Source organism: Marinobacter sp. C2H3 (assembly GCF_037080155.1).
In the GTDB taxonomy this organism is placed as follows: Bacteria; Pseudomonadota; Gammaproteobacteria; order Pseudomonadales; family Oleiphilaceae; genus Marinobacter.
Map to the genome: position 1 here is coordinate 448,315 of NZ_JBBBNZ010000003.1, position 13,601 is coordinate 461,915.

10 protein-coding genes are annotated in these 13,601 nt (G+C 66.4%); 5 read left to right on the forward strand and 5 right to left on the reverse strand.

The window, feature by feature from the left end; genetic code table 11:
• Nucleotides 1-12: 12 nt before the first annotated feature.
• Nucleotides 13-1,311: a nitrate- and nitrite sensing domain-containing protein gene (locus V3388_RS11410; RefSeq protein WP_336367676.1), complete on the reverse strand. Its 1,299-nt coding sequence runs from the start codon at nt 1,309-1,311 to the stop codon at nt 13-15.
• 389 nt (nt 1,312-1,700) lie between these two features.
• On the opposite strand from V3388_RS11410, the gene V3388_RS11415 reads away from it, so the two are divergent.
• The 4 genes from V3388_RS11415 to V3388_RS11430 all read left to right on the forward strand — a co-directional run bounded on the left by V3388_RS11415 (nt 1,701) and on the right by V3388_RS11430 (nt 8,295).
• Nucleotides 1,701-2,936, forward strand: coding sequence for an NAD(P)/FAD-dependent oxidoreductase (locus V3388_RS11415; RefSeq protein ID WP_336367677.1), 1,236 nt, complete (start codon nt 1,701-1,703; stop codon nt 2,934-2,936).
• A 29-nt stretch (nt 2,937-2,965) separates the two neighbouring features.
• Entirely contained in the window at nt 2,966-5,479 is a 2,514-nt protein-coding gene (gene nirB, locus V3388_RS11420; RefSeq protein ID WP_336367678.1) for a nitrite reductase large subunit NirB, read from the forward strand.
• A gap of 454 nt (nt 5,480-5,933) precedes the next feature.
• Complete coding sequence (gene nirD, locus V3388_RS11425) at nt 5,934-6,302, forward strand: nitrite reductase small subunit NirD (protein ID WP_336367679.1); 369 nt, start codon at nt 5,934-5,936, stop codon at nt 6,300-6,302.
• A 124-nt stretch (nt 6,303-6,426) separates the two neighbouring features.
• The gene (locus tag V3388_RS11430) at nt 6,427-8,295 is read left to right on the forward strand and encodes an MFS transporter (RefSeq protein ID WP_336367680.1); all 1,869 of its coding nucleotides are present in this window, start codon (nt 6,427-6,429) and stop codon (nt 8,293-8,295) included.
• A 55-nt stretch (nt 8,296-8,350) separates the two neighbouring features.
• Here V3388_RS11430 and V3388_RS11435 read toward each other — a convergent pair whose 3' ends face one another.
• Nucleotides 8,351-8,755 carry a TM2 domain-containing protein gene (locus V3388_RS11435; protein WP_336367681.1) on the reverse strand — a complete coding sequence of 135 codons (405 nt, stop codon included), beginning with the start codon at nt 8,753-8,755 and terminating at the stop codon, nt 8,351-8,353.
• Nucleotides 8,756-9,295: 540 nt separating this feature from the next.
• A complete protein-coding gene (locus V3388_RS11440; protein ID WP_336367682.1) occupies nt 9,296-10,402 on the reverse strand; it encodes an AraC family transcriptional regulator in 1,107 nt (368 codons plus the stop codon).
• A gap of 242 nt (nt 10,403-10,644) precedes the next feature.
• Here V3388_RS11440 and V3388_RS11445 point away from each other — a divergent pair, with 242 nt between their 5' ends.
• Nucleotides 10,645-11,556, forward strand: coding sequence for a metal-dependent hydrolase (locus tag V3388_RS11445; RefSeq protein WP_336367683.1), 912 nt, complete (start codon nt 10,645-10,647; stop codon nt 11,554-11,556).
• An 89-nt stretch (nt 11,557-11,645) separates the two neighbouring features.
• Here V3388_RS11445 and V3388_RS11450 read toward each other — a convergent pair whose 3' ends face one another.
• Together V3388_RS11450 and V3388_RS11455 are read right to left on the reverse strand one after the other, a co-directional pair.
• Nucleotides 11,646-12,437: a class II glutamine amidotransferase gene (locus V3388_RS11450; RefSeq protein ID WP_336367684.1), complete on the reverse strand. Its 792-nt coding sequence runs from the start codon at nt 12,435-12,437 to the stop codon at nt 11,646-11,648.
• 52 nt (nt 12,438-12,489) lie between these two features.
• Nucleotides 12,490-13,599, reverse strand: a complete 1,110-nt coding sequence (locus V3388_RS11455; RefSeq protein WP_336367685.1) for a GGDEF domain-containing protein — start codon at nt 13,597-13,599, stop codon at nt 12,490-12,492.
• Nucleotides 13,600-13,601: the final 2 nt, after the last annotated feature.

The window sequence follows — 13,601 nt, forward strand, 5'->3', positions numbered from 1 at the left end:
CCGCCGCCACGCTCAGCCCAGGACGTCGGCCATGGCCAGCACCGCCCGGGCCACCTCGGGCAGTTTCTTGCCCTGGTCCATGGCCAGCTTGCGCAGGAGGCGATGGGCGTCATCGTTGGTGAGGTTGCGGTGCTTCATCAGCAGCAACACCGCTTTTTCCTGGGTTTTGCGGTCGTCCAGGGCGTCCTTGGCGGTGCGCAATTCGTCGGTCATCTGCTGCAGCCGGCGGGCCTGATCCTGCACCAGATCCAGCAACGAGCGGCCAAATGGCCCCGCCAGCTCCTCGGACGCCCAGGCGTCCACCTGCCCGGGTTCCGCGTGCGGGTCGCACAGCGCCAGCCGCGGCGACGCCGGCGTGCCGCCCTCGGTCAGGGACGCCACCAGGGTCTCCTGATGGGCCAGGGCATGGCGGGCTTCCGCGTAGCGTTCGGCGCAGCGGGCGTGGAACCGGGCTTCCAGGGCGTTTTCCACCGATTTGAGGGCGTCCATCCGCTCGCTCATCAGCGCAAACCAGCGGTCAGCGAGGGCCTGGTCCAGGGGTTTGTACGGCCCCACGGAACAACCAAGCCGGCGCAAGTGCTCAATCTGAGCCTCTCTTTCGTGGCCGCGCAGGTCCCGCCAGAGCGCCACCGCGTCGTCGCTGGCGAACTGCTCGAACACCTCGAAACACCGCTCCTGTGCCTCAGCCAGGTGCACCATGCGCTCCGACAGGGCATCGGAAAAGCGGCCGCTGGAGAAGCCGGCGGAGCCTGCCGCCCGCTCCTGGCCGCACAGCTCCTTGCCGTTCATCAGGTGCACCATGGCCACCAGTAGCCCGGCAATGGACGGGTCCACCGCCATGTCGGCGGCCTCAAACACCACCGCGATCAGGTTGTGAATCAGCCGGGCGTAAGCGTCCGTCGCCTCCGGCGCCGTAATCTCGCAGGCCGCCACCCGAGACCGCAACCGGGGCAGGCCAGACAGACCGTGCAGGGCGCACGCGACGTGGTTGAGCAAGGGGCTGCTGACCGGATGGCCGATGAGCGAGGGCCGGGCCTCAAGCAGCGCGCCATCAAAGGCCTGCCGGTAGCCGTCGGTTTCCCGCAGCAGGCCCTGTCGCTCGGTGGCGAAGCGGCCCCCGGCCGACCCCAGGTAGACGTTGGAGGCGCCCCGCTCCTGCTGGAGCCCATGCACCAGATCGCCAATGGTCTGGATCAGACGGCCCAGCTCCAGGAAATGCTGCAGGTGCGCCAGCTCGCACTGCCGGGAGGCAATGAGAAAATCGGCGGCATCCGGGGCTGGCGGGGCGGGGCGTTTGGCTCGGGCGTTCATGGGACCCTCCTGGGCAATGCTAACGGCGCGGGGAACGCGCTTCCTGCCGGAGACCGAGCAATTCCCGGGCCAGGCACCACCGCGGGTGCACGGGCCTCATTGCCGTGCAAAACGCCCCGTTGCGGTGCACTCCAGGGCGGAACGGGCACGCGGCGAGACCACTGAATGACACCAAATAACGGTATTTCAAAGAGTTGCAAACCTGGCACGGAGATCGCTTTGGTCTGACCAGGGATGAACGTCCCGGCCAAGGACTCGGCCGGACCATCAGATCATTGTTGTTGGCATTGGCGCCGGACCCTCAACGTCCTATCAGGACTGCGAGGCTCCGGCTTTTTTATTTGGCCCGACGCCCGTATCCGGGGCGGCAGGTTAAGGAGGAACGGAGCATGGCACGGAAGGATTCGCGAACGCTGGTGGTGTGCGGCCACGGCATGGTGGCCCAACGGTTCCTGGAGGAACTGGTGGCCGCCGGACGGGGCGCCTTCGACCGCGTGGTGGTGTTCGGTGCCGAGCCGGCGCCCGCCTACAACCGTATCCAGCTGTCCGCGCTGCTGGCCGGGGACACCGACGAGGCGAACCTGCGCCTGCAGCCGGACCACTGGTTCCGCCGGCACCGCATCGACGTCCACCCGGGGGAGCCGGTGGTGCGGATCGACCGTGACCGCCGCTGCGTGGTCACGGTGACCGGCCGGGTGCAGTCCTTCGACACCCTGGTGCTGGCCACCGGCGCCCGGGCCGTTCGCCCGGACCTGCCGGGTATGGCCCTGGACGGCGTCGCCACCCTGCGGGACCTGGCGGACGCCCGGACCCTCATTGCCCGGGCCCACCACGACCGCCGCGCGGTGGTGGTGGGCGGCGGCTTCCTGGGCCTGGAGGCGGCGGACGGCCTGCGCCGGCGGGGCCTGGACGTCACCGTCCTGCACCGGGCGCCGCACCTGCTGAACCGCCAGCTCGACGCCAATGGTGGTGCCGTCCTGGCCGACCACCTGCGCAGCCGGGGCCTGACCATCACCACCGGCACGGCGCCGGTACGCCTGCTGGGCCAGCGGTCGGTGCGCGCGGTACAGCTGCACGACGACACCGTGTTGGGCACCGATCTGGTGGTGGTGGCCACCGGCATTGCCCCGAACCGGTCCCTGGCGGAGGCCGCCGGCCTCGAGTGTGGCCAGGGCATCCGGGTCAACGCCCGACTGCAAACCAGCGACCGGGACATCTACGCCCTTGGCGAATGCTGCCAGCGCGGCGACCGCACCTTCGGTCTGGTCGCGCCCGGCTACCAGCAGGCCCAGCGGCTGGCCCGCCACCTCACCGGACAGGGCGTCAGCGCCCCGGAGACCAACGACGACGCGCTGGCCACCCGCCTGAAGATCAGCGGCGTGGCCGTGTTTTCCTGCGGGCAGCACAGCCCGGACGCCGGCACCGAATCCGTGGTCTGGCAGGACCGCGAGGCCGGCCATTACGGCCACCTGCTGATCCGCGACCAGCGCCTGGTCGGCGCGGTTCTGGTCGGCGATACCCGGGACGGCGACTGGTACCAGGAGCGCATCCGCCAAGGCGACAGCGTTGCCGACATGCGCGCCAAACTGCCTTTTGGCAAACCCTATTGCGAGGCCGCCGCCTGATCCGGCGGCGTTCTGACGAGGAGAACCCCATGAGCAAACAGACCCTGATCGTGATCGGCAATGGCATGGTCGGCCACCACTTCCTGGAACAGTTCGCGCAGTCCCCGGCCGCCGCCGCGTTCGACGTCCGGGTGTTCGGCGAGGAAAAGCAGCACGCCTACGACCGCGTCCACCTGTCCGAATACTTCACCGGGTCCACCCACAGCGATCTGGCCATGGGCACCGAGGACTGGTACCGGGAGCACGGCATCACCCTGCACCTGAGCGAGCCGGTGACCGCCATAGACCGGGACGCCCAGGTGGTCACCACCCCCGACGGCGTCTACCCCTACGATCAGTTGGTGCTCGCCACCGGCTCCTACCCGTTCGTGCCGCCGATTGCCGGCAACGACCAGGACGGCTGCTTTGTCTACCGCACGCTGGAAGACCTGGACGCCATCCGCGACAGCGCCAATGGCGCCCGCACCGGCGTGGTGGTCGGCGGCGGCCTGCTCGGCCTTGAAGCCGCCAACGCGCTGAAAAGCCTGGGCCTTGAGGCCCACGTGGTGGAGTTTGCCCCGCGCCTGATGCCGGTGCAGCTGGACGATCAGGGCGGCGCACTGCTGCGCCAGAAAATCGAAGACCTGGGCGTGCAGGTACACACCGAAAAGGCCACCACCGCCATCGTGAAAGGCCGATCGGCCCGGCTGCGGATGACCTTCTCCGATGACACCGACCTGGAGACGGACCTGATCGTGTTCTCCGCCGGCATCCGCCCCCAGGACACCCTGGCTCGGGCCTGCGGCCTGGATGTGGGCGAGCGCGGCGGCATCGTCATCGATAACCGCTGCACCACGTCGGACCCGCGTATCCACGCCATCGGCGAGTGCGCCCTCTGGAACCAGCGCATCTTCGGCCTGGTGGCGCCCGGCTACACCATGGCCCGCACCCTCTCCGCCGCCCTCAACGGCGACAGCGGCGCCGCCTTCACCGGCGCCGACATGAGCACCAAGCTCAAGCTGCTGGGGGTAGACGTCGGCTCCATCGGCGATGCCCACGCCCAGACCCCCGGTGCCCGCAACATCCGCTTCCACGACGAACAGGCCGGCCACTACCGCCGCCTGGTGATCAGCCAGGATGGCAAGCACCTTTTGGGCGCCATCCTGGTGGGCGACAACGGCCCCTACGACACGCTGCTGCAATACGCCCTCAACGGCATCACCCTGCCGGCCAACCCGGAAGCGCTGATCCTGCCGGACTCCGGCGACGCCCCGGCCCTGGGCGCCGACGCCCTGCCGGACACCGCGTCCATCTGTTCCTGCCACAACGTCACCAAGGGCGACATCTGCGGCGCCCTGGACGCCGGCTGCACGGACCTGGCGGGCGTCAAGGCCGAAACCCGCGCCAGCACCGGCTGCGGCGGCTGCGCGGCGCTGCTCAAGAAGGTGGTGGACAGCGAGCTGGAAAAACGCGGCGTGGCGGTCAGCACCGACCTGTGCGAGCACTTTCCCCACACCCGCCAGGAGCTGTTCCATCTGGTCAAGGTGAACGGCATCCGCACCTTCCGGGGCCTGCTCAAACAGTACGGCCGCGGCCAGGGCTGCGACATCTGCAAACCGACCGTCGCCTCGATTCTGGCGACCTGCTGGAACGACCACATTCTGGCCACGGACCACGTGCCCCTGCAGGACACCAACGACACCTTCATGGCCAACATGCAGAAAAACGGCACCTACTCCATCGTGCCGCGCATCCCCGGCGGCGAGATCACCCCGGACAAGCTGATCGTGCTGGGGGAGGTGGCCCGGGACTACAACCTGTACACCAAGATCACCGGCGGCCAGCGGGTGGACCTGTTCGGCGCCACCCTGGGCGAGCTGCCGGAGATCTGGGAGCGGCTGATCGCCGCCGGTTTCGAGACCGGCCACGCCTACGGCAAGTCCCTGCGAACGGTGAAATCCTGCGTCGGCAGCACCTGGTGCCGGTACGGCGTGCAGGACAGCGTGGGCATGGCGATCTTCCTGGAGAACCGCTACAAGGGCCTGCGCTCGCCCCACAAGATCAAGATGGCGGTGTCCGGCTGCACCCGCGAATGCGCGGAGGCCCAGAGCAAGGACATCGGGGTGATTGCCACGGACAAGGGCTGGAACCTCTACGTCTGTGGCAACGGCGGCATGCGCCCCCGGCACGCGGACCTGTTTGCCACGGATCTGTCCGACGAGCAGCTGGTGCAGGCCATTGACCGGGTGCTGATGTTCTACGTGCGCACGGCGGACCGCTTGCAGCGGACCAGTGTGTGGATGGAGAACCTGGAGGGCGGCCTGGAGTACCTGAAGCAGGTGGTGCTGGAGGACAGCCTGGGCATTGGCGCGGAGCTGGAGCAGCACATGGCGGATCTGGTGGGCACCTATCAGTGCGAGTGGAAGACCGCCGTCGAGGACCCCGAGAAGCGCAAGCGTTTCCGCGAGTTCGTCAACGCGCCGGAACGCAAGGACCCGGTTCAGCAGTGGACGTCTGAGCGCGGGCAGCGGCGGCCTGTTCTGGAGGTTGTCTCGGAATCGTAGCCTGCGGGGGTTGCGGGCGTGGTCTTGTAGCCTGCGGGTTCTGCGGGCGTGACCGGCAGCCTGGGGGGCTTTCCTTCCGAGGAAAAGAACTCGCTGCGCTCAGACACCTTTTCCCCTGCAGGAAAGCCCCCCAGGCCACCGGTCTTGCGGACTGCGAAGGTATCGCTGGTTGAAGGTATCGCGGGTTAAAAAAACAGAATGTGGAGAGAGGTGAGTTTGGGGACTGGCGGCAGGGCCAGCGCATCCAAGAGAAGCCGCCAGTCCTTGTTTTAAAAGCGCTATCTGCTTGGTTCATAGCGTTCGGGTTGGGGGGTCCTTTTCTGTCGAGGAAACGGTGTCTGAGCGAAGCGAGTTCGTTTCCCAAAAGAAAAGGACCCCCCAACCCGGACGCCTCCACCACCCAACCAGGTCCAAAAAATCAAACCGAGCACCGAACCCAACAAGGAGCAACCAAATGAAAGCAAAAACGAACTGGCAACCCGTCTGCACCGTCGCCGACCTGGTCCCCGACTCCGGCATCGCCGTGTGGACCGAGGACGGCCCCGTGGCCGTGTTCTACCTGCCACACCGGCTGCCGGCGCTGTTTGCCATCAGCCATAGCGACCCGTTCAGCGGGGCGAACGTGCTGGCCCGGGGCATAACCGGGGACATCCAGGGCGAACCCGTGGTGGCCTCGCCGCTGTACAAGCAGCACTTCAGCCTGCGTACCGGCCGCTGCCTGGAAGACGACACTGTCAGCGTGCGGGTGTACCCCGTACTGCTCGACGGCGACCGGATACGCCTGGAAGTGCCGGTGGCGCAGGCGGACTCGGTGGCCGCCTGAACCACCCACCGGGACCAGCGCCAGGAGGACCCGGAACCGGGCCACAGGCCGCGTCCAGGGCGCTTGACCGGCTCCCGGGGCGCGGTTAGTCTGCGACCATCCCTATGTCAGGAAGCCCCGGGTAATGGAAGATCACAGCCAGTTTCGCCTGTTGTCTGAGCGACGGTTCCTGCCGTTTTTCATCACCCAGTTTGCCGGGGCGTTTAACGACAACCTGTTCAAGAACGCGTTGCTGTTGCTGGTGACCTACGGTGCCGGCCAACTGCTGGGCATGCCGACGGACGTGGTGGTGAACCTCGCCGCCCTCCTGTTTATCCTGCCGTTCTTCCTGTTCTCCGCCGTCGCCGGGCAAATCGCCGACCGCTACGAGAAAGCCAAGGTGATCCGCTGGATCAAGCTCGCGGAAGTGGTGCTGATGGGGCTCGCTGCCGTCGGCCTCTGGTTTGGCTGGTACGAGATGCTGCTGCTGGTGCTGTTCCTGATGGGCACCCAATCGGCCTTCTTCGGGCCCGTGAAGTACGCCATCCTGCCCCAGGCGCTGAAGGAATCCGAGCTGGTGGGCGGCAACGCGCTGGTGGAAATGGGCACCTTCGTGGCGATTCTCGTGGGCACCATCTGCGCCGGGGTGATGATGAAAGTAACCGCACCCGGGCCGCTGATTGGGGTGGCCGTGGTGCTGGTGGCGGTACTGGGTTATCTGGCCGCACGCCAGGTGCCGGATGCGCCGGCGGCGGCGCCGGATCTGCAGGTGCGGTTCCGGCCGCTGCAGGAAACCTGGAAACTGATGGCCATCGCCCGGGCCAACCATAACGTGCTGCTGGGCATTCTCGCCATTTCCTGGTTCTGGTTCCTGGGTGCCGCCTACCTCACCCAGTTCCCCGCCTTCGCCCGGGACGAGCTGCTCGGGGACGAAACCGTGGTCACGGTGCTGCTGGCGGTGTTCACCGTCGGCATCGCCCTGGGCTCCATCGCCTGCGAACGGCTCTCCGGGCACCGCATTGAGCTGGGCATCGTGCCCATTGGCTCCCTGGGCCTGAGCCTGTTTGGCCTCGACCTCTACCTGAGCATGCCCGCCCACCCGGTGCCCAGCGACTGGCTGACGATCTTCACCGACGCCGGCTACCGCCGGGTGGCCCTGGACCTGATGGCCATCGGTGCCTTCGGCGGCCTGTTCATCGTGCCGCTGTATGCGTTTGTGCAGCGGGAAACCCCCGCCGACACCCGGGCCCGGATGATCGCCACCCTGAACGTGTTCAACGCCCTGTTCATGGTGGCCAGCGCGCTGCTGGGCATCCTCATGCTGGGCCTGTTCGGCCTGAGCATCCCGGAATTCTTCCTGGTGCTGTCGATCATGAACCTGGTGGTGGCGGGTTTTGTGTACCAGCAGGTGCCGGAGTTTGCCCTGCGCTTTGTCATCTGGGTGCTGTCCCACACGATTTACCGGGTGCGCCACCACAATCTCGACCGCATCCCGGAAGAGGGCCCGGTGCTGCTGGTGTGCAACCACGTTTCGTACATGGACGCCCTGGTGATTGCCGGCGCCGTGCGCCGCCCGGTGCGGTTTGTCATGGACTACCGGATTTTTGCCACCCCGGTGCTGGGCGCCTTCTTCCGCCTGGCCCGCACCATTCCCATTGGCCCCAGGGCCAAGGTGCCGGACATCTACAACGCGGCGTTTGAGCGCATCGACGAGGAACTCGCCGCCGGCCACGTGGTGTGCATCTTCCCGGAAGGCAAACTGACCACCGACGGCGAGATCGACACCTTCCGCACCGGCGTGGAAACCATTCTCCAGCGCCGCCCGGTGCCGGTGGTGCCCCTGGCTCTCAAAGGCCTCTGGGGCAGCGTGTTCAGCCACTGCGGCGGCCCCGCCTTGAGCCACTGGCCCCGCCGCTTCTGGTCCCGCATCCACCTGCTGGCGGACACCCCGGTCGCCCCCGAGCAGGCCACCGCCGCGTCTCTGGAAGACAAGGTCCGGGCGCTCACCGTCTGAGCGTCAGCGCCCCCCGGACCTCAACGCCGTCTGCATTTCAGCCCGGGTTGCGCCCTCAACCGAGGGGGCGCTCCGCGTTGCGCTGGGAGATCTGGTCGTTCAGGGTCCAGAAATCGTACAGCACGCCAATCAGGAACAGGCCGCCGGTCAGCAGGTACAGCAGGCCGGTGATCCACTTGCCCATGTACATGCGGTGAATGCCGAACACGCCGAGGAAGGTGAGCAGTATCCAGGCGAGGTTGTAGCTGATCGGCCCGGACTGAAAGCGCAGGTCCGCTTCCCGGTCCATGGCCGGAATCAGGAAGAAGTCGATGATCCAGCCAATCAGGAACAGCCCCAGGGTGAGGAACCAGATGGTGCCGGTCACGGGTTTGCCGTAGTAGAACCGGTGGGACCCGAGGAATCCGAAGATCCAGAGCAGGTAGCCGATGACTTTGCTGTGGGTGTCCTGGTGGTTCATGGTGTGGTCCTTCTTTTGGCTTTTGGCGTTGACCTTCGTGGTTTCGGGCCTACGGGCTGGACGGGGGGTTGGGGATTACGGGCCCTTGGGAAAACGAACTCGCTGCGCTCAGACACCGTTTTCCTGGCGGTCCCATAATCCCCAACCCCCCATCTACCTGACTTTAGGTGGAAAACGCTTGGCGGGAAACCGCTTTAGATGACGGTCTTTTTAGGGAAAGAAGGTACAAGGACGTTCTGAACGGACGAAACGCGGGAGACACAACCCGGCGCAAACCACCCGATTGCTAAATCAACAACCTCCAACCTCCCAACCGACCGGATCAGGGATAAAACGTGTCAAAAAATCTTTTCCAAGCGTTTACCCGGTGGAACGCGGGCGTGGGGTGGGGTGGTCCTTTCTGCCGGGGAAAAGGTGTCTGAGCGAAGCGAGTTCTTTTCCCCAGAAGAAAGGACCACCCCGCCTCGCGCCCCACTTACAAAGCCAGAAAACACGAAGGCCACTCCCAACCCCCGAACCAACCGAGGCCAGCACCAACCCTCAGGGCCCCACCTCGGGCGCCGGATCCGGCCCCCCTTCGCGAAACTCACTGGCGGACTTGCCCGTCCACTTCCGGAACGCCCGGCTGAAGTTGGACAGGTCCGCGTAGCCCAGCTCGTAGGCAATCTCGCTGACCGACTGATTGGTGTAGCGGAGCAACTGAATGGCCCGATCCTTGAGCACCGCCTCCACAATCTCCCGGTAACTCGTGTCCCGGTCCGCCAGCCGCCGCTTCAGGGTACGGGACGACACGCAGAACCGCTCCGCCATGGCATCCAGGGAGGGCAACGGCCCCGGGGTCAGGCGCAGCATGTTGCGCACCGCCAGGGCAATGTCGCCCTGCTCCCGCAACGCCTTCTGCAGCTCAAACTCGCATTGCTCCCGGGCCTGGGCCGAGGCCTCCGCATCCGCCAGGCGCATGCGCACGTCCAACAGGCCCCGGGGAAAACGCATCAGTTCCTCCGGCTGGCCGTACTCAATGTCCACCGGCAGTTGGTCCGCGTACCGCCGGTAGTAGGCCGGCTCCGGGCCGGACAGCGCCACCCGGACGCCGGACAGCCGACCGTTGTCCAGCAGGAACCCCTGACGGGCGGCGTCATCCCGGTCCAGCAGCTGCTCGGTCAGTAGCATGAGGGTGGCGCACACGGTTTCCGCCAGAAACCCGTGCAACGCCGGCACCTCGAATTCCGCACACAGTTGCACCAGCACCTGATCCTTGGTGACCGACTGCTTCATGGTCAGGAAGGGCGCGCGCAGCTGCAGGTAGCGGCGCACCGAATCCAGGGCGCCGGCGAACGTCGGGCTGGTGAGGGCGGCAAAACCCAAGGTGCCATGGATGGTCAGGCGCAGTTCCCGGGCCAGGGCAAAGCTCAGGCCGTCGGGGCCGGCCAGGGCGACGGCGCGCTGGGCCATGATCGTCGCGTCGGTCACGAACACCCGGCTGTCGTTGGCCTTGAGGTCCTCGGCGGTGAACGACAGCCCCTCGTAGAGCGGGCGGTCGTTGTGGCCAAGTTTGCGGACGGTCTCCGCCATCACCCGCAGGTAGACGCCGGGCACCAGGAAAAAACCCAGCATCTGCCGTTCGTGTTCGGGGGTGGACGTGGCCATGGCGCGTTCCTGAGGAATGAGGTCGATCAGACGCTACCGACTCTATCAGATGCCGGCACCGCGGGCAGAGGGCCCTGTGCCGGCGCCGTTCTGTCACCGGGGTCAATCGGCGGGGCCCGGGGCCGCCGCTTTGTCCCATTCGGAACGATGGACGGCCCCTTCTCGCCTTCACGATGCCCCTTGACCGCCGCACACTGGTGCCATGACATCAGCCAAAGCGCGCGTCGCAGAGGAGTAACGCCATGCAGACATCAACGAACGCAACGACCGCCCGGAAGCGCCCGACCAAGGGCCAGGCTTCCCATACCCCGGACAACGTCGCCATCAAGCCCCAGCGCATGGGCTTTGAGTTTGACGGGCAGGTGCCCCGGTACTGGCTCAACGAGAGCCCGTTCCTGACCCACATGATGAACGCGCTGTCCGTGCTGTTCCCCGAGGGCGAGCAGTTCTTTGTGGACTCGGTTCGCGCCTACCGGGACAGCATCGACGATCCCAAGCTCAAAGCCGAGGTGCGTGGGTTCATCGGCCAGGAGGCCATGCATTCCCTGGAGCACGATGCCATGAACGCCCGCGTGCGGGAGCAGGGCATGCCCGTTGAGGAGATGGAGCGGGATCTGCGGGTGATCCTCGGGGTGGCCAAGAAGCTGCCGAAGCGCCACCAGCTGGCCATCACCTGTGCCCTGGAGCACATGACCGCGATGATGGCAGACATGCTGCTGGAGCGGGATGACGTGCGCGAGGACATGCACGAGAGCATGCGCCCGCTGTGGACCTGGCACGCCATTGAGGAAACCGAGCACAAGGCGGTAGCCTACGACGTGTTCCAGCAGGTGGGCGGCACCTACGCCGAGCGGGCGTTCTACCAGGTGTTCAGCACCACCGCGCTGGCGCTGGTCGGCTCCTGGTACACCGGCCGCATGATGCTGCGGGACCGGGCCAACGTGTCGGTCCGCGACACCGCCAAGGGCCTCTGGCGCATGTGGGGGGTGAAGGGCACCTTCTCCAGCCTGGCGCCGACCTGGCTCGAGTACTTCAAGCCCGGCTTCCATCCCTGGGACAAGGACAACAGCGAGCTGATCGGCCGTTTCAAGGCCCAGATCCAGAGCGCCATTGCGCCGCAGTACCGCAACGGCAACCGGCGTACGCTTCAGTAAGGGGGCTGTTAACGGCGCACCATACCGCCGGCAGGCCATGCCGGCTTGGCACCGCCCCCGCCTCATCGCGGGGGCGGTGCGTTTGCGGCTCAGTCGCCTCGACGAGCGGGCGTCAGGCCCGAGCGCACCACCTCTCCCCGCCGCCACAGGCGCCACTCGCCGGGCTGGTAGACGTCCCAGGTTTCGTCCGTGGTCAGTGGCTCGGTAACGATCACGCTCACCACGTCGTTCGGCGTGGTCTCGGATTCAAAATCCACGGTGACATCGGCGTCTTTCAGCCGGGCCGGGCCGAACGGCGCGCGCCGGGTGATGCTCGCCATCTTGGTGCTGCAGTAGGTGAACAACCAGTCGCCGTTGCTCAGCAGCAGGTTGAACACGCCCTGGGCGGCGTACGCCTGGGACAGGTCCACCATCTGCGCCACCAGCTGGTCTTCCGGCCCGTCCCGGTCACCGTGCTGGCGCAGGTGATTGAGCAGGTCGCAGAACAGCGCTTCGCTGTCGGTGCTGCCCACCGGTTCGTAGAACCCGGGCCGGGGACGGAAATCCGAGAGCTGGCCGTTGTGGGCAAACACCCAATAACGGCCCCAGAGTTCCCGGATGAACGGGTGGGTGTTGGCCAGGCAGATCTCACCCACGTTGGCCTGACGGATGTGGCACAAGGCCACTTCGCTCTTGATGGGATGGGTCTGGACCACTTCGGCCAGCCGGGATGAGGCGCTGGCGCCGGCGTCGTGGAAGCAGCGTACGCCTTTGCCTTCGTAGAACGCCACGCCCCAGCCGTCCTTGTGGGGGCCAGTAGCGCCGCCGCGACGAGTCAGGCCGGTGAAGCTGAAGCAGAGGTCCGTGGGGGTATTGGCACTCATGGCCAGCAGTTCACACATGATTCGCCGCAGTCAGACCGTTCGGGTGGGTTCAGGCAACAGGATACCTTACTCAGCCGGCTTCGCCAGCCGGTGCTTTCGGCGTCACTGGGTCCGGCGCCGCAGCCACCAGGCCACGGACCTGGTTGCGGCCCTCATGTTTGCCCGCGTACAGGCAGCGGTCCGCCACCCGGAACAGGGTCGCGGCGTCCCGGCCGTGTTCCGGCCAATGGGCGATACCGAAGGACGCCGTCACCCGGATGTCGACGTCGCCGTAGCGCAGGTCCTGGCCGGCAATGCGCTGGCGCAACTCATCGGTCAGCTCGAAGGCAACCGCCGGCTGCACGTCCCGGAGAATCAGGCCGAATTCCTCGCCGCCGAGCCGGCCCACCGAATCCGTGGCGCGCAAACGGTCGCTCAGGCACCGGCCGATCTGCGCCAGCACATGGTCCCCGGCCTCGTGCCCCAGGGTGTCGTTCACCAGTTTGAAGTGGTCGATGTCCATCATCACCAGGGCAAACCCGGTGCCGCTGCGGTCGCACTCGGCGATGGTGCGGTTCAGGGTGGACTGAAAGCTGGCCCGGTTGGCAAGCCCGGTAAGGTTGTCGGTCTGAGCCATGGCCACCAGCCGGTGCTCCGCCTCTTCCCGCCGGGCCTCGTAGTGGTGCATGAACACCAGCATGAGCGCACCGCACAGCACCATGTTGAGCAGATCAATCAGGGCGTGGGCACTGCCCAGGCGCCCAAGGTAAATCAGATAGACCACCGCCCCGGCCAGCATGAACGGCAGGCTTAGCCAGAGACCCTCGCGCTTGCCCAGAAGCAGGTAGGCGAGGACCGGCATCATCAGCACCCAGGCGAACGCGGAAATAGAGGCATCCGGGAACAGCATGATGGCGAGGAAGAAGGCGAACAGGGCAGTGAGATAGACGTAGATCCAGGCCTGCAAACGGCGGGTTGTCCGCAGCCGGGACACCCCGGCCAGCAACAGACCGCTGATCGCCCATTCGACGAGGGCAATTCGCGGGAAACCGTTGAACACCTGCAATACCCCGAACACCGCCAGCGATAGGCCGGTAACGAGGAACAGGAGCCGGGTCAGCGACCGGCGGTGGCCGTCCCTCAGCCCGGAGCGGCTGTGTTCCAGCGCCACGCCAAGGTCTGGGTGCTCTGGCGTATTCATAC